This is a genomic window from Pseudomonas sp. JL3 (assembly GCF_031570575.1).
Taxonomy (GTDB): domain Bacteria; phylum Pseudomonadota; class Gammaproteobacteria; order Pseudomonadales; family Pseudomonadaceae; genus Aquipseudomonas; species Aquipseudomonas cucumis.
Window position 1 is genome coordinate 117,092 of the sequence record NZ_JAKWJK010000014.1, and the last position, 19,473, is coordinate 136,564.

17 protein-coding genes and 1 pseudogene are annotated in these 19,473 nt (G+C 59.8%); 8 read left to right on the top strand and 10 right to left on the bottom strand.

Going from position 1 to position 19,473, the window contains the following annotated elements:
- Positions 1-25 precede the first annotated feature (25 nt).
- Positions 26-2,101 carry an AsmA family protein gene (locus MMG91_RS21740; protein ID WP_310660658.1) on the bottom strand — a complete coding sequence of 692 codons (2,076 nt, stop codon included), beginning with the start codon at positions 2,099-2,101 and terminating at the stop codon, positions 26-28.
- Between the two features lie 387 nt (positions 2,102-2,488).
- Here MMG91_RS21740 and MMG91_RS21745 point away from each other — a divergent pair.
- The 8 genes and pseudogenes from MMG91_RS21745 to MMG91_RS21780 all read left to right on the top strand — a co-directional run.
- Positions 2,489-3,055 (top strand): annotated as a pseudogene (locus MMG91_RS21745) (hypothetical protein); the annotation flags it as partial.
- Between the two features lie 186 nt (positions 3,056-3,241).
- A complete protein-coding gene (locus tag MMG91_RS21750; protein WP_310660685.1) occupies positions 3,242-3,673 on the top strand; it encodes a hypothetical protein in 432 nt (143 codons plus the stop codon).
- 157 nt (positions 3,674-3,830) lie between these two features.
- A complete protein-coding gene (locus MMG91_RS21755; protein WP_008009759.1) occupies positions 3,831-4,463 on the top strand; it encodes a TetR family transcriptional regulator in 633 nt (210 codons plus the stop codon).
- 192 nt (positions 4,464-4,655) lie between these two features.
- Positions 4,656-5,156, top strand: a complete 501-nt coding sequence (gene ureE / locus MMG91_RS21760) for an urease accessory protein UreE (protein WP_310660659.1) — start codon at positions 4,656-4,658, stop codon at positions 5,154-5,156.
- The gene (locus MMG91_RS21765) at positions 5,153-5,827 is read left to right on the top strand and encodes an urease accessory protein UreF (protein WP_310660660.1); all 675 of its coding nucleotides are present in this window, start codon (positions 5,153-5,155) and stop codon (positions 5,825-5,827) included. Before ureE ends, MMG91_RS21765 begins: the two co-directional genes overlap by 4 nt.
- A gap of 23 nt (positions 5,828-5,850) precedes the next feature.
- Positions 5,851-6,465 (top strand): urease accessory protein UreG, encoded by a 615-nt coding sequence (gene ureG / locus MMG91_RS21770; RefSeq protein ID WP_038360437.1) that lies wholly within the window; start codon positions 5,851-5,853, stop codon positions 6,463-6,465.
- 28 nt (positions 6,466-6,493) lie between these two features.
- Complete coding sequence (locus MMG91_RS21775) at positions 6,494-7,066, top strand: HupE/UreJ family protein (protein ID WP_310660661.1); 573 nt, start codon at positions 6,494-6,496, stop codon at positions 7,064-7,066.
- Between the two features lie 170 nt (positions 7,067-7,236).
- Complete coding sequence (locus tag MMG91_RS21780; RefSeq protein WP_310660662.1) at positions 7,237-8,364, top strand: AGE family epimerase/isomerase; 1,128 nt, start codon at positions 7,237-7,239, stop codon at positions 8,362-8,364.
- Positions 8,365-8,413: 49 nt separating this feature from the next.
- Here MMG91_RS21780 and MMG91_RS21785 read toward each other — a convergent pair whose 3' ends face one another.
- The 9 genes from MMG91_RS21785 to MMG91_RS21825 all read right to left on the bottom strand — a co-directional run bounded on the left by MMG91_RS21785 (position 8,414) and on the right by MMG91_RS21825 (position 19,298).
- Positions 8,414-9,319 carry a cation diffusion facilitator family transporter gene (locus MMG91_RS21785; protein WP_305447988.1) on the bottom strand — a complete coding sequence of 302 codons (906 nt, stop codon included), beginning with the start codon at positions 9,317-9,319 and terminating at the stop codon, positions 8,414-8,416.
- Between the two features lie 90 nt (positions 9,320-9,409).
- The gene (locus MMG91_RS21790; RefSeq protein WP_095052905.1) at positions 9,410-10,177 is read right to left on the bottom strand and encodes an SDR family oxidoreductase; all 768 of its coding nucleotides are present in this window, start codon (positions 10,175-10,177) and stop codon (positions 9,410-9,412) included.
- 751 nt (positions 10,178-10,928) lie between these two features.
- The gene (locus tag MMG91_RS21795; protein ID WP_030128307.1) at positions 10,929-11,645 is read right to left on the bottom strand and encodes an ABC transporter ATP-binding protein; all 717 of its coding nucleotides are present in this window, start codon (positions 11,643-11,645) and stop codon (positions 10,929-10,931) included.
- Positions 11,642-12,517, bottom strand: coding sequence for an ATP-binding cassette domain-containing protein (locus MMG91_RS21800; RefSeq protein WP_310660663.1), 876 nt, complete (start codon positions 12,515-12,517; stop codon positions 11,642-11,644). Before MMG91_RS21800 ends, MMG91_RS21795 begins: the two co-directional genes overlap by 4 nt.
- A complete protein-coding gene (livM, locus tag MMG91_RS21805) occupies positions 12,514-13,797 on the bottom strand; it encodes a high-affinity branched-chain amino acid ABC transporter permease LivM (protein ID WP_310660664.1) in 1,284 nt (427 codons plus the stop codon). Before livM ends, MMG91_RS21800 begins: the two co-directional genes overlap by 4 nt.
- Before the next feature lie 3 nt (positions 13,798-13,800).
- A complete protein-coding gene (locus MMG91_RS21810) occupies positions 13,801-14,715 on the bottom strand; it encodes an ABC transporter permease subunit (protein ID WP_030128310.1) in 915 nt (304 codons plus the stop codon).
- 170 nt (positions 14,716-14,885) lie between these two features.
- The gene (locus MMG91_RS21815; protein ID WP_305447986.1) at positions 14,886-16,019 is read right to left on the bottom strand and encodes an ABC transporter substrate-binding protein; all 1,134 of its coding nucleotides are present in this window, start codon (positions 16,017-16,019) and stop codon (positions 14,886-14,888) included.
- A 363-nt stretch (positions 16,020-16,382) separates the two neighbouring features.
- The gene (locus MMG91_RS21820; RefSeq protein ID WP_310660665.1) at positions 16,383-17,666 is read right to left on the bottom strand and encodes an FAD-binding oxidoreductase; all 1,284 of its coding nucleotides are present in this window, start codon (positions 17,664-17,666) and stop codon (positions 16,383-16,385) included.
- A gap of 141 nt (positions 17,667-17,807) precedes the next feature.
- Complete coding sequence (locus MMG91_RS21825; RefSeq protein WP_310660666.1) at positions 17,808-19,298, bottom strand: aldehyde dehydrogenase family protein; 1,491 nt, start codon at positions 19,296-19,298, stop codon at positions 17,808-17,810.
- Positions 19,299-19,473 lie beyond the last annotated feature (175 nt).

The window sequence follows — 19,473 nt, forward strand, 5'->3', positions numbered from 1 at the left end:
TGCGATCTTTTGATCTACCGGTTTGTTACCGGGTGGGCTTAACCGTCACCGGCGCCTTGCCCGCCTTCATCTGCTCCAGCAACGGCGCACACTGATTCGGCTCACCACCGCTCGGCGCTATCAGCGCCAGCAAGCCCGCCGCCGGCGCGGCGATCACACCCAGTGCAACCATTCCGGCCCCACGCAGCATCAACGGCACCGGTTTCACTCCCGCATCCGGCTTGATGAACTTGCCCCGCACATACAGCGGCGAACGCAGCGAAATCAAACGCCAGCCCTTGGATTCCGGGGAAATGGTCAGGTCCAGTTGCTCGGTCGCCATGTTTGCCGTGCCGTCGACATAAACGATCGCGGTCTCGGTATCGAAAACGAACAGCCGCGTGGTCGCCAGACCGGCCTTGATCTCGAAATCGGCCGCCGCGCAGTTGATCTTCACTTCCCTGTCACCAAAGATCTTGCCGACCACATAGTTGCCGACGTTGAGCCCCGCCAACTCCATCAACTCGCGGCTGATCGCGCCGTCATTGATCAACATCTTCAAATTGCCGTCGGCAGTGCCCAGCAGCTTGGCTACCGAGTTGCCCCGACCGACAAGATCGGCGTCGCCATTAAGCTCACCAAAACTGGTTTTCATCCGCTCCAAGGTGGGGAACAACTGCTTGAGCTTGAACTTGCGCGCGGTCAGTTTGGCCCGACCTTCCAAGGGCTCGGTGCGTCCGTCCAGACGAATCTGCGCATCCAGATTGCCACCGGCCACACCGAAACGCAGGGGTTCGAGGCTGAGCACACCATCAGTCAGCACCACATGGGTGTAGAGATCGTTGAACGGCAGTTTTGCGCTGTGGACGATGCGTTTGCCGGTGAACTCCACATCAGCGTCCATGTCGCGCCAACGTTCAGTCCTGAACTCCTCGACCGGCAGCAGCTTGTCCGCCGGCTGCTTGCTTTCACCGCCACGGGCCTCTTGCTTGGCGTTGGAATCGGCACCGATCAATGGGGCCAGGTCGGTAAATAGCAGTTGATTGGACTCCAGTGCCCCACTGAGTTTGGGCCTCGGCTGGCTCGCCATGTAGGTCAGGTTGCCATGGATGTCACTCTGACCAATGGTGCCGTTGAACGCCTCATAACGGTACACCGCCCCGCCCGGCTCTTGCAGCTTGGCAATCAAGTGCCCGTCGGTGGCGTAAGGTGGGGTATCCGGCAGCGTCACGCCGATCAGCGGATAAAGATTACCCAGGCTGGCACCGGCCAGTTTCAGGCGCAAATCCAGGGCGCCGAGGTTCAATGGATCGGTGAGCGTGCCGGCCAGTTCGACGCTGGTGTCGGCGATCTTCATTTGCGCCTGAAGCGGGAACGGCTTGGTGGTGTCCTGTAAAGCCAGCAAGCCGCCGGTCTTGCCCTGACCCGCGAGATTCTGACCGTGGTATTGGCCTTTGACCTTCAATGCGAAGGCGTAATCCTGTGGCGAGCCACCCTTTTCAAGCGCTTTTTTTGCCGCTTTGTCGCCAACAATGTCGCTGAACGGAATCGGTTTGCCCAACGGATCGATGAGCAGATCAAGCTGGGTCTTCAGCTTCTGGTCGTCGAGCGTGACGTGGCCCTTGTCGAAGCCGATGGCACCGATGTCCAGCGCCCAGTTCGAAGGCTCGGCGTCGGGATCTTTGGGATCGAACTTGAACGTCCAGTTGGCGCGGCCGTCCGCCAGACGTTGCAGGTCGGCATTGGGTTCGGTCAGGTCGATGCGCGGGATCACTACCCGCTGCGCCAGCAAGGCCAGCGGCGAAATGCGCAGCTCCACGCGTTTGAGGGTGGCCATCTGCGGCTGCTTCGACCAGTCCGGGTTGCCCAGGCTCAAATCCTCGGCCACCACATGCGGCCACGGCACCCAGGCCCGCCAGCCGCCCTCATCAGGCTCGCGCCGCCAGATCACCGCAAGGTTGCCATTGATGGTGAACGGACGATGCAGTTCTTCGGACACTTTGGCGTTCAGGGGCGGTTTGATCCGGTTCCAATCGAAGAACGCGATGATCAGCACCAGGACGGCCAGCAGGACAACGAGGCTGGCGAAGGTCCAGGCAAGAATTTTACGAGTGCGCGTCATTGCACAGGGCTCCTGAATACGACTGAGCGCCCCGACAGCGACGCACTGATGAAACGTTAGGCCAGAACCGGCCTGCCATGACATTTAGGACTGGGAAATGGCACGCAGGTTTAACCGAATAGGCGCTTAACACTCAAATAATCGGTTGGGGACACCCTGCTCCCTCATCCGGCGTTACCGCACCCGCACTTTTGCGAGGCGAGAGTGGGTCGAAAATACCCACCCCAGTGCAAAAAAACTCGCCGGAAACACCTGTTCTAGAGCACCGCGGCCGAACAATCAATTCTGTTGATTATTACCATTGCCTTTATGAACTTTTATATCGACTTATCGAGAGTAGCATTGACCTCGTACCCACTTTATCGCCCTCCCAAGGAGCAACCCATCATGAAACGCGAATTACTGCTTAGCCTGACCCTCTCGATGTTAGCCAGCACCGCTTTTGCTTTGCCGGCCGCTGATCAGGCCACTCCACAAGCCAAAGACAGCCACTCGGTGTTCAGCCAGACCGTCGCCGCTGATGGTTCCGACCGCACCCCACAAGGTCAGACCCTGGCCGAAGGTGGCAATGATCGCCTGAAAGAAAAAGGCCTGATTACTCAGGACGGCTCGGACCGTACTCCACAAGGCCAGACCCTGGCGGCTGACGGTTCCGATCGCACTCCACAAGGCCAGACCCTGGCGGCTGACGGTTCCGACCGCACCCCACAAGGCCAGACCCTGGCGGCTGACGGTTCCGACCGCACCCCACAAGGCCAGACCCTGGCGGCTGACGGTTCCGACCGCACCCCACAAGGCCAGACCCTGGCGGCTGACGGTTCCGACCGCACCCCACAAGGCCAGACCCTGGCGGCTGACGGTTCCGACCGCACCCCACAAGGCCAGACCCTGGCGGCTGACGGTTCCGACCGCACCCCACAAGGCCAGACCCTGGCGGCTGACGGTTCCGACCGCACCCCACAAGGCCAGACCCTGGCGGCTGACGGTTCCGACCGCACCCCACAAGGCCAGACCCTGGCGGCTGACGGTTCCGACCGCACCCCACAAGGCCAGACCCTGGCGGCTGACGGTTCCGACCGCACCCCACAAGGCCAGACCCTGGCGGCTGACGGTTCCGACCGCACCCCACAAGGCCAGACCCTGGCGGCTGACGGTTCCGACCGCACCCCACAAGGCCAGACCCTGGCGGCTGACGGTTCCGACCGCACCCCACAAGGCCAGACCCTGGCGGCTGACGGTTCCGACCGCACCCCACAAGGCCAGACCCTGGCGGCTGACGGTTCCGACCGCACCCCACAAGGCCAGACCCTGGCGGCTGACGGTTCCGACCGCACCCCACAAGGCCAGACCCTGGCGGCTGACGGTTCCGACCGCACCCCACAAGGCCAGACCCTGGCGGCTGACGGTTCCGACCGCACCCCACAAGGCCAGACCCTGGCGGCTGACGGTTCCGACCGCACCCCACAAGGCCAGACCCTGGCGGCTGACGGTTCCGACCGCACTCCACAAGGCCAGACCCTGGCTGAAGGCGGTGGTGACCGTGTAATCGAACGCAACAGCGCTGTGAGCTGAGCCCATGGCGGCCCCGAAAAAAAGCCCAATCCCCGGATTGGGCTTTTGACTTTATAGAAGCTGCATCTCCCCGCGTGATCTCCCGATAGTCGTTCGACGCCAGCGATGCCGATTTGCTAGAGTGCGCCGCTGTCCCTGTCCAGAAAACACCCTTGCGATGCTGCCCCGCGCCGAACAGAAACAACAGACCCGCAACGCCCTGATGGACGCTGCTCGCCACTTGATGGAAAGCGGCCGAGGATTCGGCAGCCTGAGCCTGCGCGAAGTGACCAGGACCGCCGGGATCGTACCCACCGGTTTCTACCGGCATTTCGCCGACATGGATGAACTGGGCCTGGTGCTGGTGAGCGAAGTCGGTCAGACCTTCCGTGAAACCATCCGGCTGGTGCGCCATAACGAGTTCGTCATGGGCGGCATCATCGACGCCTCGGTACGAATCTTTCTCGACGTGGTCACGGCCAATCGCTCGCAGTTCCTGTTTCTTGCCCGCGAACAGTACGGCGGTTCACTGCCGGTGCGCCAGGCCATTGGCCGCTTGCGCGAAGACATCAGCTCGGATTTGGCGGCTGACTTGTCACTGATGCCGAAACTGCAGCATCTGGACATCGCAGGCTTGAGTGTCATGGCTGATCTGATCGTCAAAAGCGTGTTCGCGACACTGCCCGACATTATTGATCCCCCGGCCGAGGCGCTACCCGAGCATTTGACGCCGCAGGCGAAGATCACGCAGCAATTGCGCTTCATCTTCATCGGCCTAAAACACTGGCAAGGCCTCGGCAGCACCGAGTAACGCACTTCACCCTGTGGGAGCGGGCACTCGCTGCAATTTGGTGCGCAAAAAATCCTCTCGCACCAACTTCAATCAAAACCCTGCAACATCCTGAACCACCCTTCACGCTCCGACAGGCATTTCCTACCTATCACCCGATTGGCAAGCCCCTTGCTCTATCCCTGAGCATTGTCCATTGCTGGAAGCCTTCCGATGCTGGTGATTCATCGCAGAATCGACCCTCAACCCGTCTGGGCCGCCGAGTTGCACCTGACCTTCGAAGCCCGGAGCAAAAGCCGTTTGCGCTGTTTCAGTGCCGAGGGTGAAGACGTCGGGTTGTTTTTGGAGCGCGGTCAGCCGCCGCTGTATGACGGCGAATGCCTGCAAGCCGAAGACGGGCGCGTCGTTCGCGTCTGCGCTCGCCCCGAACAACTGCTGCACGTCACCTGCGCCAACGCCTTTGAACTGACCCGCGCCGCCTATCACCTGGGCAACCGCCATGTGGCCCTGCAAGTCGGTGATGGCTGGTTGCGCCTGCTCGACGATTACGTGCTCAAGGCCATGCTCGAGCAACTGGGCGCCCACGCCGAGAACATCGAAGCGCCATTCCAGCCGGAACACGGTGCCTATGGTGGCGGCCATCACCATTCGCGGCACGGTGACGAGGATTTCAACTACCCGCCGAAACTGCACCAGTTCGGCGTGCGTTTATGAACCCAGCCTGGGCGCTGCTGCGTCTGGCCAGCCCGCAGCTGCCGATTGGCGGCTACAGCTATTCCCAGGGTCTGGAGATGGCTGTGGATAACGGCCGCGTGGACGATCCCGACAGCGCGCGGCGCTGGATCAGCGATCAGTTGCTGCTCAATCTCGCGCGTTTCGAAGCGCCGCTACTGCTCGCCCATTGCATTGCCGCGGCCGAAGAAAACTGGGCCGAACTGCTGCAACGCTGCGAAGAACATCGCGCCAGCCGGGAAACCCGCGAACTGCATCAGGAAAGTCGGCAGATGGGGTATTCGTTGAAGCAACTGCTCAACGGTTTACCGGAACTGGATGCACCCGCCCGGGCCTTTCTCGACCAATGCCCTGAACCGCATCTGGCCCTTGGCTGGGCGCTGGCGGCCCGCGCCTGGCAGATCAGCCCCCAAGATGCGCTGGCCGCCTGGCTCTGGAGCTGGCTGGAAAACCAATTGGCGGTGCTGATGAAGACCTTGCCTCTGGGCCAGCAAGCCGCCCAGCGCTTGACCAGCGAACTGCTGCCGCTGCTGCAACAGGCGCAGCAAAACGCCACCCGAATCAACCCCGAACACACTGGCAGCGCCGCTTTCGGCCTGTCCCTGGCGTGCATGGCACATGAGCGCCAGTACAGCCGTCTGTTCCGTTCCTAGGGCCTTTTATTTTGGAGAATCACATGAACACACAACCTCTGCGCGTCGGTATCGGCGGGCCGGTCGGTTCCGGCAAAACCGCCCTGACCCTGGCTCTGTGCCTGGCCCTGCGTGATCGCTACAACCTGGCCGTCGTGACTAACGACATCTACACCCGCGAAGACGCCGACTTTCTTGTGCGCAACGAAGCCCTGGCGCCCGAGCGGATCATCGGCGTGGAAACCGGCGGCTGCCCGCACACCGCGATCCGCGAAGACGCCTCGATCAACCTCGAAGCCGTGGATCAACTGAATCGGCGTTTCCCGGGGCTGGATCTGATTCTGGTGGAGTCAGGCGGCGACAACCTCTCCGCGACCTTCAGCCCGGAACTGTCCGACCTGACTATCTACGTGATCGACGTTTCGGCCGGCGACAAACTGCCGCGCAAGGGCGGGCCGGGGATCTGCAAATCCGATTTGCTGGTGATCAACAAGATCGACCTCGCGCCGCTGGTAGGCGCCTCGCTAGAGATGATGGACAGCGACACCCAGCGCATGCGCAACGGCAAACCGTTCGTCTTCAGCAACCAGAAAACCGGCCAGGGCCTGGAAGCAATCATCGCCTTCATCGAACGCCAGGGCTTGCTGACTGCGGCCTGATCACACTTATCAACAAGGAAGCTTATCCATGACACTGAAACGCATTCTGGGCACCATGGCCCTGCTGTTGACCCCGGCCATCGCGTTCGCTCACCCGGGCCACGGCGACAATGGTTTGATGGCCGGCATCAGCCACCCGATCGGCGGCCTCGATCACTTGCTGGCAATGGTTGCCGTGGGGTTGTGGGCCGCGCAGCAGAAAGGCGCCGCGCGTTGGGCGCTGCCGTGCTCGTTCGTGGGCACTATGCTGATCGGCGGCCTGCTGGGGTTTGAAGGGCTGAACCTGCCGGCACTGGAAAGCGGGATTGCCGCATCGGTATTGGCATTGGGCCTGGCGGTGGCTTTGGCGGTGCGTCCGCCGTTGAGCCTGGCGGTGACTGCGACCGCATTGTTCGCGCTGTTTCATGGCGTGGCGCATGGTCTGGAGTTGCCGGAGATGTCGAGCCCATGGGCGTATGCCGCGGGGTTTGTGGCAGCGACAGCGGCTTTGCATGCCGCAGGTTATGCGGTGGTTCGCGTCTTGCCTCAGGCCGCGGCACCGTTGATTCGACTGGCGGGTGCGGCTTCAGCCATGACCGGCGCCTGGTTGCTGGCGGGTTGATTGATCGTTCCCACGCTCTGCGTGGGAATACAGCCCGGGACGCTCCGCGTCCCTTTCGAAGCGGACGCGGAGCGTCCAATGAGGCATTCCCACGCGGAGCGTGGGAACGATCGACGCGCTCACTCTGCTACCATGTCGCGCAATCGCCCCTGCCGTGACGACGCCAGCCAATGCCCTCTGTTTCCCGCTCTGCTTCCCAGCCTGAATTGACCGCCCTGTTCGCCTTGGTGCAACAGCACTTCCAGGACGTGATCGTGCCGCTCTGGCAAGGCCCCGGCTGGAACGCCGACATGGCATTGCCGTATGAAGCGCTGGACGCCGAGCATCGACCATTGCCACCTCAGCGCTATCGGGCCATGGCTTGCGCGCGGCAGCTGTACCTGTTTGCCAGCCTGATCGGCCAAGTGCCGCAAGCCGAAGAACGTGCGGCGGCACTGTTCCGATCCTTGCAACAGCATTTCCACGATGCCGAGCATGGCGGCTGGTTCTACAGCATCGACCCGCAAGGTGCGCCGCTGGATCAGCGCAAAGACCTCTACACCCACGCCTTCATCCTGTTCGCCTGCGCCCATTACTGGGACAAGGGGCGCGAACCGCTGGTGGAGTCGGTGCTCAACGCCACCCTGGAAGTGTTGGCGCAACGCTTCGCCACAGGCGACGGCCTGTACGAAGCCAGCCTGGACCGTGATTGGTCCTCGCTCAACTCCGGGCCGCTGCAGAATCCATTGATGCATTTGGCCGAAGCCTTCCTCGCCATCCTTTCAGTGCGCGAGGACGCTGCTGTGCAGAGCGCGCTTATCGAGTTATGCACAGCCATGCAGAAGCGCTTCATCGACCCGCAACACGCGGTATTGATGGAAAAGCCGCTGGGCGCTGTGGATAACTGGTTCGAGCCGGGCCATCAGTTCGAATGGTATTTCCTGCTGGAGTCCTCACCCTTGCTGCGCGGCTCCAAACTGCATGCCTCGCTGGACCGCGCCTTTACGTTTACCGAGCAACTGGGCGTGGATCAACAGACCGGGGCTGTGTGCGCGATGCTGGAGCTGGACGACCATCCTCGTGATGCGACCCAACGCATCTGGGCCCAAGCCGAATACCTGCGTGCCCTGACTTTGCGCCCGGGCAGCGAAGCGTCCGTGCAGCGCCAATTGCAGGCGCTGCAACAGCGCTTTTTACATGCGGGTGGCTGGTATGAGTGTCGCGATGAGCAGGGCGAAGTAAGCCGCAAGGACATGCCTTCGACCACGCCTTATCACTTGGCGACCTGTTATCGCGGGTTGGCTGACTACCTCGGTTGAGTTTTTTGTGGCGAGAGGGCTTGCCCCCTCGCCACAGGTCACCAGCCAATCAGGCAATCCACTTCCTGTCCCCGGTAAAACTGATGGTCAACCATCTCGCCGCATCCGGCTTGCCGAGCTTCGCGGAAATCTCCTCCCGCAGCGCATCCAGCTGTTTCACGCTCTGCAGCCGGTAATCCGCCGGCAACACCACGTGAATCTCGATAAACCGCGCCCGTCCGTGCTTCTGCACGTAGGAGATGTAGTCGTCGAAACCATGTTCGACTTTGGCCACGTCCATAACCTGGCGCACGGTGTCATTCAATTGATCGGGAGCAATCCCCAGCACATCTTGCAACGCTGGGCCGAGAATCTTGAAGGCCGGTGGCAGCATGCTCAGCGCCAGCAGAATCAGGATCAATGGGTCGACATACACCGCCCACTCGTCATAGCCCTGACTCTTGAGCAGCAGCGCCGCGAGAAAACTGACCAGCAGGCCCACCGAAAGCATCGCGTCCACCAGCCAACTGATGTTGTCGAACTGGATCAGCGTTGATTTGAGCTTTCGATTGCGATGGCGGACGTAGAAGAAATAAGCGAACTCGACGACGGTGAACACCGCCGCGTAGATGATCACCAACCCAAGCTCGATCTCACGACCGCCATTGATAATGCCGAACACACCGTTGAGAAAGGCGTAGATCGCAATCAACAACAGAAAACTGCCTTCGATCAGCAGCACCATGGGCTCCAGGTGCCAGAAGCCGAACTGGAAGCGATGGTTGCTTTCTTTGGCGATCAGTTTGGCGGTGATCAACATAAGGACCTTGATGAAGGTCGCGATCAACGAGAAAAAACCATCGAACAGGATGGATTGGGCACCAGAAATAAAACCGGTGACGATCCCGGCGATCGCCACGGCGAACATCAGGATGGTCGATTGTTTGAGCAGCGACTGCTCACCTCGGTTACTCACGTAGACTCCTCTGAAAACCTTGAAACCGCGGGGTGCGGCGGGGTTATTGGGAAGGAGTCTACCTTATGTCCTGCTTTGTCTATCCCGGCCTTACGCCTTGGCATTACGCTCAATGGCAAACCCGCTCCAGGTCTGGCTCACCGGCATTAGCTCAAGGCTGTTGATGTTGATGTGGGCCGGTGCGTTGAGCACCCAGAAAATGGTCTCGGCGATGTCTTGCGGCTGGATCGGCTCGGCGCCGGCGTACGTGGCGTTGTAACGCTCCTGGTCACCGGCGAAACGCACCAGCGAGAACTCGCTTTCGCACAGGCCCGGTTCGATGTTGCTGACCCGCACGCCCGTACCTTGCAGGTCGCAACGCAAGTTCAGGGAGAACTGTTTGACGAACGCCTTGCTCGCGCCGTACACGTGGCTGCCCGGGTACGGGTAGTTGCCGGCGATCGAACCGAGGTTGACGATGCTGGCGCCACGACCATGAGCGATCAAACGCGGCAACAACAGGCGAGTGCTGTACATCAAGCCTTTGATGTTGGTGTCGACCATGGTGTCCCAATCATCAAGATCGCACTTGGGGGCCGGGTCCACGCCCAAGGCCAGGCCGGCGTTGTTGATCAGCCCGCGCAGCTTGGCGAAGGACGGCGGCAGGTTGGCAATCGCCTCCTCCATGGCCTTGCGATCCCGTACGTCGAGCACCAGGCCATGGACCTCGGTCTGCTTCGACAACTCAGCGCACAGGGCATTGAGGCGCTCTTCACGACGACCTGTCAGCACCAGTTTCCAGCCGGCTTCGGCAAAACGACGGGCACAGGCTTCACCAAAACCGGAGGTTGCGCCGGTAATAAACAGGGTGTTGGACATCGTGTTCTCCTTGCTTCGGCTGATCGACAGCCCTTGGAATAGAAAATCAGTTGCCAGCATGCCCGGCCTTGTCCACAGCGGCAACCATCGTAAAAACCGTACAAAAAACAATCAACACCGGCAACGCCATATGGGCCGTGGCTTGCAGCCATGTACGCGCACCTTATCCACAGGCCGGTCCACAGTTTCCGGGGGCAAGTGCAAAAGCTGCAAGCCGCTGTCCACAAGGCTTTGCGGGCAGATTAGAAAGTTTTTTGCTTGACCCTCGGGGGCCTGCTGTGTAGCCCCGGGCAATTTGCACGACCGGGCGGTCAAACCGACGATGGCGCCAAGCCAGTAACTACGGCCCTCAGCGGACTCTTTCCAGAGTTTAACCACAGACTTATCCACAGGCTTGTCCGCCTCGATTCATAACCTGTTTGCCCCTAACAAAAAGGTTGACAAAGCCGGCTCGAGGTCCAGTAAAAACACCTGATCAAAAAACAACCACATCTCTGTAAGCCACGGATTCAAAGGCTTTCAGCCAGCTACTCCCACGTTATTCACAGCCAGCTCCACAGCAAACGGGGACAAGTCAAAACCGTGACAAAACAGCAATTTGCAGCGGCTTTATGTCGCGCTTTGAGAGGTCATGAATATTGTTTTCCACAATTTCCCTTTACCTCAAAGCACCATCCTGTGCAGGAGCTTCTGCGAGCATAAAAAAACGCCCTGACGTGGAGTTCGTCAGGGCGTTTTTTGGGCTTTTCGGTTAGTGGCCGCCGAGGTAGGCGTTACGCACCTCATCGTTCACCAGCAGCTCCTTGCCGGTGCCGCTGAGGCGAATCTCGCCGTTGACCATCACGTACGCCCGGTCCGACAACTTGAGGGCGTGGTTGGCGTTCTGCTCCACCAGGAAGATGGTCATACCGGTGCTTGCCAGTTCCCGCAGGGTCGCGAAGATCTGTTTCACCACAATCGGCGCCAGCCCCAGGCTCGGCTCATCGAGCAGCAACAGCTTCGGCCGGCTCATAAGCGCCCGGGCGATGGCGAGCATTTGCTGTTCGCCGCCCGACATGGTCATGGCGCGTTGGGTACGCCGCTCTTCGAGCCGTGGAAACAACTCGAACATGCGCTGCATGTCTTCCTTGGCGTACTTGTCACCGATAGGAATGGTGCCCATCAACAGGTTTTCCTCGACGGTCATGTCAGGGAACACCCGCCGGCCTTCCGGCGATTGAGCGATGCCGTTTGACGCAATGTAGTGGGACGACTTGTGCGTGATATCCACACCCTGGTAGATGATCTGCCCGTCAGCGGCCCGTGGCTGGCCGAAGATCGACATCAGCAGGGTCGATTTGCCGGCGCCGTTGGAGCCGATCAGGCTGACGGTTTCACCTTCATTGATGTGCAACGAGACTTTCTTCAGGGCCTGAATCGGTCCGTAGAACACGTCCAGATCCTTGAGTTCGAGGATGGGTGCACTCATACCACTTCCTCTTCTTCGGCGCCCAGGTAGGCGGCAATCACTTTCGGATCGTGTCGAATCGCATCAGGCCCGCCCTCGGCAATGACAACGCCGTGGTCCAGTACAACGATGTGGTCGGAAATACTCATTACCATGCCCATGTCGTGTTCGATCAGTACCACGGTCAGATCGTGCTCGTCGCGCAGCAGCCGGATCATCGCGCTCAGCGCTTCGGTTTCCTGAGGGTTAAGGCCGGCGGCCGGTTCGTCGAGGCAGATGATCTGTGGCCGGGTGCACATGGCCCGGGCGATTTCCAGACGGCGTTGTTGACCGTAGGACAGTTCACCGGCCAGGCGGTTAGCGCAGTCCACCAGGTCCACCACTTCCAGCCAATAGAACGCATGGTCCAGCGCATCGCTTTCGGCTTTGCGGTAACCCTTGGTGTTGAAGATGCCCGAAAGCAGGTTGCGGTTGACCCACATGTGCTGGGCCACCAGCAGGTTTTCCAGCACCGACATTTCCTTGAACAGGCGAATGTTCTGGAAAGTCCGCGCCAGACCGGCACGGTTGATCAGGTGCGTGCCACCGAACATCTTGTAGTGGAGCCGGCTGACGAAGCTTTTCGGCGAAACGAAATCAACGGCCTTGAACGGTTCCCCGAGCATTTTGATGACGTCGGTTTTCACCCCACGGGCATTGAGTTCGATATGCCCGCCGGACGCTTTATAGAACCCGGTCAGGCAGTTGAACACCGTGGTCTTGCCCGCACCGTTGGGGCCGATCAAGGCAAAAATCGAGTTGCGTTTGACTTGCAGGCTTACGTTACTAAGGGCCTTGATGCCGCCAAAGTGCATCATCAGATTTTCGACCGAGAGAACGATTTCTTCGCTCATGGCGCCACTCCTTTACGTGGGGTCACACCGGTACGGCTGATCCGGATCAGGCCGCGCGGTCGCCAGATCATCATCAACACCATCAGGATGCCGAACAGCAGCACGCGATATTCGGCGAAGCCGCGCAGCAGTTCCGGGGCGACCGTCAGCACGAACGCCGCAATCACCACGCCGATGGTCGAACCCATGCCGCCGAGCACCACGATGGCGAGGATCAGTGCCGACTCGAAGAAGGTAAATGAAGTCGGGTTGACGAAACCCTGATAGGTGGCGAAGAACACACCCGCCAGACCGGCAGTCGATGCACCGATGGTGAACGCCGACAGCTTGACCAGTACGTGATTCAAGCCCATGGAACGGCAGGCGATTTCGTCTTCGCGCAAGGCTTCCCACGCGCGACCGACGGGCATGCGGGTCAAGCGGTGCTTGATGTACAGCACGGCCAGAACCACCAGAAACAATACCGCGTATATGAAGTAGTACTTCACGTCCGGGTTATAGGCGATGCCGAAGAACTCATGGAACGGGACGCCGCCCTCCTTCGCTCTTTTACCGAACTCGAGGCCGAAGAAGGTCGGCAACGGAGCCGCCATGCCGTTCGGACCTCCAGTCAGGGACAGCCAGTTATTGAGGATCAACCGGATGATTTCACCAAACCCCAGGGTCACGATCGCCAGGTAATCACCGTGCAAGCGCAGCACCGGGAAACCCAGGATGCAACCGGCCAACCCGGCAGTGATTGCCGCCAGCGGCAGCACCGTCCAGAAACCCAGCCCCAGGTATTGATAACCGAGCGCCAGCCCGTAGGCACCGATGGCGTAGAACGCCACGTAACCCAGGTCGAGCAGGCCGGCCAGGCCGACCACGATGTTCAGCCCCAGGCCCAGCAATACGTAGATCAGCCCGAGGATGACCACGCCCAGCAGGTAGGAGTTGGAGAAAAACGGAAACACCACGGCGATAACGATTATCACCGGGATGATCCAGCGCAAGCGGGATTTGTAATCAGGCGGCAGTACATGAACCCCGGAGCCGGTGCTTTCAAAGCCTTCAAGAATTCTCAGGCCCTTGGGGGTTTGCAGGAACAGGCTCAAGGCAAAGCGGCCGGCCATGACGATGGCAACAATCCATGCCACCCGGGTCGCCTCCAGGTTGAAGCCGTAGCCGTCCAGGACTACACCGACAATCGGGCCGAACACAATCAGGGCTACCAGGCCGGCAAGAATCGCGTCAACCAGGCTTCTTTTGAGATCAATGGTTTTTTTAGTGGTTGAAGACATCGCTTACACCTTCGACACAAGAGGACGGCCGAGCAGGCCTTGGGGCCGAAAGACCAGAACGAGAACGAGCAGCGAGAAGCTGAAAACGTCTTTGTAGTCCGAGTTGACCAAGCCTGAGAACAGTGACTCGGAGATCCCGAGAATAATCCCGCCGAGCATCGCCCCAGGCAGCGAGCCGATCCCACCGAGCACCGCGGCGGTGAATGCCTTGATGCCAATGATGAAGCCCGCGTAGAAGTCGAATGTGCCGTAATTCATGGTGATCAGCACACCCGCCAGGGCTGCCATCGCGGCACCGATGATGAACACGTAGGAGATGACGCGATCGGTGTTGATCCCCAGGATCGAGGCCATCTTGCGGTCTTGCTGGGTGGCGCGGCACATACGGCCGAGCTTGGTGTACTTGATGACGTAGGTCAGCAGGGCCATACCGACAAACGCTGCGATCAGAATGAAGATTTTGGTGTAGGTCAGCTGGACGAAGCCGGTCCCAACTTCAACTCGCCATGCACCGGTCAGCAGTGTCGGTACGCCTTGTTGACGGGCGCCTTGGGAAATCTGTGCATAGTTTTGCAGGATCAACGAAATACCGATGGCGCTGATCAGCGGTGCCAGTCGGGTGGAGTTGCGCAGCGGTTTGTAGGCGACGCGCTCGATGACCCAGCCATACACCGCCGTGACGATGATGGTGAAGACGAGTGTGCCAAGCATCAACAGGGGGAAGGATTCAATACCGAAGTAGGCCAGCAGAGCCAGACTGATCGCCGCGAGGTAAGCGGAAATCATGTAAACCTCGCCGTGGGCGAAGTTGATCATGCCGATGATGCCATAGACCATTGTGTAGCCGATGGCGATCAGGCCGTAGACCGACCCGAGGGTCAGGCCGTTGACCAGTTGCTGCAGGAAAATACCATCCATAACGCAATCTCACGCATTTGAGAGACTGCACAAAAACCGGATGCGCCGGACCGGGGTTCAGCCGCCGACGCAACACGTTGATATGCAGCTCTACGAGAAAAGACAGGTACAACACGGACATGTTCTTTGATTGCCCGGCGCACAAGACGCCGGGCAATCAACCAGTCATATCACTTCTGTTTTTCCAGCTGGTGGTATTTGCCATCCTTGTCCCACTGGTAAACCACGTAGTCGGAGACTTTCAGGTCGCCCTTGGCGTCCCAGGTCTTCTCGCCCATCACGGTTTTAACCGGATTTTTCTTCAGCCACTCGGCGGCTTTCTCGCCATTGTTGGATTTGGAGCCATTGAAGGCTGCGGCCAGAGCCTGGACCGAAGCATAGGCGTACAGGGTGTAGCCTTCAGGCTCGGTGCCTTTCTTGCGGAACTCGTCCACTACGGTCTTGCTGTCTGGCAGCAGGCGTGGGTCGGCACCAAAGGTCATCAGCACGCCGTCAACGAATTGCGGACCGCCAGCGGTGGTCACCAGTTCGTCGGTTACGATGCCGTCGTCGGACATGAACTTGACGTCTTTGAGACCTTGCTCACGCAGTTGACGAACCAGAGGACCGGCTTCCGGGTGCAGGCCACCGAAGTAAACGACGTCGGCGCCAGCGCCGCGGATTTTGGTGACGATGGTGCTGAAATCTTTTTCGCCACGGGTCAGGCCTTCGTACAGGACCGGCGTCACGCCGCGCTTGGCCAACTGAGCCTTGGTAGCATCCGCCAGACCTTGACCGTAGGTATCCTTGTCGTGCAGAACCACGACTTTCTTGCCCTTGAGCACGTCGACGATGTAGTCGCCGGCCACGATGCCTTGCTGGTCGTCACGCCCACACATACGGAACATGGCACTCAGACCGCGCTCGGTAACAGCCGGGTTGGTGGAACCTGGCGTGATCGCGATGATGCCCGCTTCGTCGTAGATCTCGGAGGCCGGGATGGTCGACGAGGAGCAGAAGTGACCGACTACGCCAGCGACTTTCTGATTGGTCAGGTCCTTGGCGACTGTCACAGCCTGTTTCGGTTCGCAGGCGTCATCACCTTTGACCAGTACGATTTTTTCCCCGTTGACACCGCCAGCGGCGTTGACTGCATCAGCCGCTGCCTGCGCACCCTTCATGTACTGCTCGCCAAATGCCGCGTTGGCGCCCGTCATTGGACCCGCTACGCCGATCTTGATGTCAGCCTGAGCAAACGCAGAAACACCCAACGCAGTTGCCACTGCGAGGGCCAGAAAGCCTTTCTTGTAAAACGTCTGGGACATGAGGTGGTGCTCCAAGGTTTTTTTAGTTGGCACTGCGACTTCACTGAATGCTCAGAGCAAGGGCCGTGCCATCGGTTTTTTATTCTGGGAAAAGTCGCTGCCTTATTGTTTTTTCGACTGTTTCGGGCCCATTTTCATTGGGCGTGCAACCGTCTAAACCGCGGGAGGTGAAACCATTTATTCTTAAAGGCGCAACCCGCGCGCGCCATCATTGCAACCGCAGCGCCAAACGATGTGCAACCAGCCTGTAACAGCTCGCGTCACCGAACTGCACACTGCTGGTGCGCAGACTGCTACAACCCGCACCATTACAGGCTAGCCGCTTCGCCGAAAAGCGCCGCTTTCAGCAACATATTTCAACAATCAGATCACGATCCGCAAGCACTGGCCCGCGTGATACAGCGAAAATCCAGCCTCATATAGACAGCTTCGTAGCCCCACACCTGCCAATGGCTGCATCGGGGCGAAGGGAATCGGCAGGGCTTGAGGATTTCCATTACACAAATAATCGGCAAAGGCTTTACCGACCACTGTACCGGTGGTCACGCCCCGACCGTTGTAACCGGTGACGGCCACCAATCCCGGTGCCGGCTCGAACAGGCGCATCAAATGATCCGGCGTGAAAGCGATACAACCGGTCCAGGTGCACTCCCACTCCACCGGTTTCAGGTAAGGAAAGTAGTGCTGCTGCACACGGTCGGCCCAGGCTTTCAGGAACCAGGTCGGTTTCTGGTTGCCATTGCCAAGACTGCCGAGCAACAACCGCCCTTCGGCATCGCGACGGATACTGCTGAGCACCTGCCGGGTGTCCCAAGAACCCTGGCCGCCGGGCAGAATCTGTTGCGCGGCGTCTTCGGTCAGCGGCACCGAGGCCACTTGATAGTAATAACCGGGGAAGAAATTGCGCCGCAGCTCCGTCCAGTCGCCTTCGGTATAAGCATTGGAGGCGATGACTACCTGCTCGGCCAGCACCGAGCCTTGGGCGGTCTGTACCGACCAGCGCTGGCCCTGACGTTCAAGTCGGGTCACCGGGGAATGATCGAACAGCTGACCGCCGAGGCTGATGGCCGCGTTGGCCAGCCCCGTGGTGTAGGCCATCGGGTTGATCGTGCCGGCACGCCGATCAAGCAACGCGGCGGCGATTTTTGTGGTGCCCGTTGCTTGTTCGCAGGCTTGACCGGTCAACAGCTCGACCGGTGCGCCGCGACGTTTCCATTGCTCTTCGCGACTGCGCAGATCCGCTTCACCACGCGCGTTGTGCGCCATGTGCAGCGTGCCTTCGCGGCGTAACTGGCAATCGATGTTGTATTTGTCGACCAGGCTGAACACCAGCGACGGCGCCGCACCCAGCATGCGGTTGAGCTGGCTGCCGACCGCCTCGCCGAAACCGGCTTCGATTTCATCCGGTGGTATCCACATCCCGGCGTTGACCAGCCCGACGTTACGCCCCGAACCGCCATGCCCGGCGCGATGCGCTTCCAGCACACAGACACTTTTACCTTGTTCCAGCAGATGCACCGCCGCCGACAAACCGGTGAAACCGGCGCCGATGACGCAGACATCCACTGTCACCTCGCCTTTGAGCGCCACGTTGTCGGGCCTTTGCGGCGTCAGTTTTTCCCACAGACACTCTTCGCGTAACGGCATTGCCAGACTCCAATCCGAAACCTAACAAACAACAAGCAAAAGCTTCGCGGGCAAGCCTCGCTCCTACAGGTTTTGTGTTTGCCCGCGAATTGCGGGGCGCCACTAGCCCCGTAGGAGCGAGGCTTGCCCGCGAAGAGGCCGTCAGTCGAACGTAATCCCCTGAGCCAACGGCAACTCCAGCGAATAGTTCACGGTATTGGTCTGACGACGCATGTACCCGCGCCATGCATCCGAACCGGATTCACGACCACCGCCCGTTTCCTTCTCACCGCCAAACGCGCCGCCGATCTCCGCGCCGCTCGGGCCGATGTTGACGTTGGCGATGCCGCAATCGCTGCCCACCGCCGACATGAACCGCTCGGCTTCACGCACGTCGGTGGTGAAGATGCACGACGACAGGCCTTGTGGCACGGCGTTGTTCAGGCGCAGCGCCTCTTCGAAATCGTTGTAACCGATCACGTACAGAATCGGTGCGAAGGTTTCGCTGCACACCACATCGCTCTGCTCCGGCATTTCGACGATGGCTGGCGATACGTAATAAGCGTTGGGGAATTTGTCTTCCAGCTGACGTTTGCCGCCGAATACGCGGCCGCCTTCGCTCAAGGCCTGTTCCAGCGCGTCCTGCATGTTCTCGAAGCTGTGTTTGTCGATCAGCGGCCCGACCAGGTTGCCTTCCAGCGGATGGCCGATGCGTACCTTGGAGTAAGCGGTTTTGAGGCGGGTGACGATTTCTTCCTTCACCGACTCATGAGCGATCAGGCGACGCAGAGTGGTGCAACGCTGTCCGGCGGTGCCGACGGCGCTGAACAGAATCGCCCGTACGGCCATGTCCAGATCGGCGCTTGGGCCGAGGATCATCGCGTTGTTACCGCCCAGTTCCAGAATGCTGCGGGCAAAACGTGCGGCGATTTTCGGCGCCACTTCGCGCCCCATGCGGGTGCTGCCGGTAGCGCTGACCAGCGCGACACGCGGGTCATCGACCAGGGCTTCGCCAGCATCGCGACCACCGATGATCACCTGGCTCAGGTGCGGCGGGGCGTCGCTGAAATTCTTCAGGACGCGATCGAACAACGCTTGGCAGGCCAGTGCGGTCAGAGGGGTTTTCTCCGACGGTTTCCAGATCACCGGGTTGCCGCAGACCAGCGCCAGCGTCGCGTTCCAGGCCCAAACGGCGACCGGGAAGTTGAATGCACTGATCACGCCGACGACGCCCAGCGGGTGCCAGGTTTCGCGCATATGATGGCCAGGACGCTCGGAGGCGATGGTCAAACCGTACAGCTGACGGGACAGACCGACCGCGAAGTCGCAGATGTCGATCATTTCCTGAACTTCACCCAAACCTTCCTGAGTGATCTTGCCGGCCTCCCAGGAAACCAGCTCACCGAGATCAGCCTTGTACTCGCGCAAGATGTCGCCCAATTGGCGCACCAATTCGCCACGGCGCGGCGCCGGAACCTTGCGCCACAGTTCGAACGCATGATCTGCGCGACTGATGTGCTGCTCGACTTCAGCGGCGCCTTCCCAGTTCACGGCAGCGATACGGCTGCCATTAATCGGCGAATGCACCGGCACTTTGCCGTTTTGATACAGGGCCGGGTTCACACCAAGACGATCAAGCAATGCGGCAACCATGGGTCACTCCTCAAGCAAAAAACAGAAAACGTGCAGCCGGATTCATTCGGCTGATCAGACCTGTAGTTTTAGCTCCCCGGAGGTTACCCAACAAACGACCTTTAAGAGAGATATCATTCCGTTTATTCATGCTGCGAATTTGCCGGTAAAAAAGAGCATAGAGAAACAAGAAAAA

What these genes read in the sequence shown, in the direction of transcription:
- MMG91_RS21740 (WP_310660658.1), bottom strand. Translation starts at nt 2,101, where the DNA reads ATGACGCGCACTCGTAAAATTCTTGCCTGGACCTTCGCCAGCCTCGTT.
- MMG91_RS21755 (WP_008009759.1), top strand. Translation starts at nt 3,831, where the DNA reads ATGCTGCCCCGCGCCGAACAGAAACAACAGACCCGCAACGCCCTGATG.
- ureE (WP_310660659.1), top strand. Translation starts at nt 4,656, where the DNA reads ATGCTGGTGATTCATCGCAGAATCGACCCTCAACCCGTCTGGGCCGCC.
- MMG91_RS21765 (WP_310660660.1), top strand. Translation starts at nt 5,153, where the DNA reads ATGAACCCAGCCTGGGCGCTGCTGCGTCTGGCCAGCCCGCAGCTGCCG.
- ureG (WP_038360437.1), top strand. Translation starts at nt 5,851, where the DNA reads ATGAACACACAACCTCTGCGCGTCGGTATCGGCGGGCCGGTCGGTTCC.
- MMG91_RS21775 (WP_310660661.1), top strand. Translation starts at nt 6,494, where the DNA reads ATGACACTGAAACGCATTCTGGGCACCATGGCCCTGCTGTTGACCCCG.
- MMG91_RS21780 (WP_310660662.1), top strand. Translation starts at nt 7,237, where the DNA reads ATGCCCTCTGTTTCCCGCTCTGCTTCCCAGCCTGAATTGACCGCCCTG.
- MMG91_RS21790 (WP_095052905.1), bottom strand. Translation starts at nt 10,177, where the DNA reads ATGTCCAACACCCTGTTTATTACCGGCGCAACCTCCGGTTTTGGTGAA.
- MMG91_RS21795 (WP_030128307.1), bottom strand. Translation starts at nt 11,645, where the DNA reads ATGAGTGCACCCATCCTCGAACTCAAGGATCTGGACGTGTTCTACGGA.
- MMG91_RS21800 (WP_310660663.1), bottom strand. Translation starts at nt 12,517, where the DNA reads ATGAGCGAAGAAATCGTTCTCTCGGTCGAAAATCTGATGATGCACTTT.
- livM (WP_310660664.1), bottom strand. Translation starts at nt 13,797, where the DNA reads ATGTCTTCAACCACTAAAAAAACCATTGATCTCAAAAGAAGCCTGGTT.
- MMG91_RS21810 (WP_030128310.1), bottom strand. Translation starts at nt 14,715, where the DNA reads ATGGATGGTATTTTCCTGCAGCAACTGGTCAACGGCCTGACCCTCGGG.
- MMG91_RS21815 (WP_305447986.1), bottom strand. Translation starts at nt 16,019, where the DNA reads ATGTCCCAGACGTTTTACAAGAAAGGCTTTCTGGCCCTCGCAGTGGCA.
- MMG91_RS21820 (WP_310660665.1), bottom strand. Translation starts at nt 17,666, where the DNA reads ATGCCGTTACGCGAAGAGTGTCTGTGGGAAAAACTGACGCCGCAAAGG.
- MMG91_RS21825 (WP_310660666.1), bottom strand. Translation starts at nt 19,298, where the DNA reads ATGGTTGCCGCATTGCTTGATCGTCTTGGTGTGAACCCGGCCCTGTAT.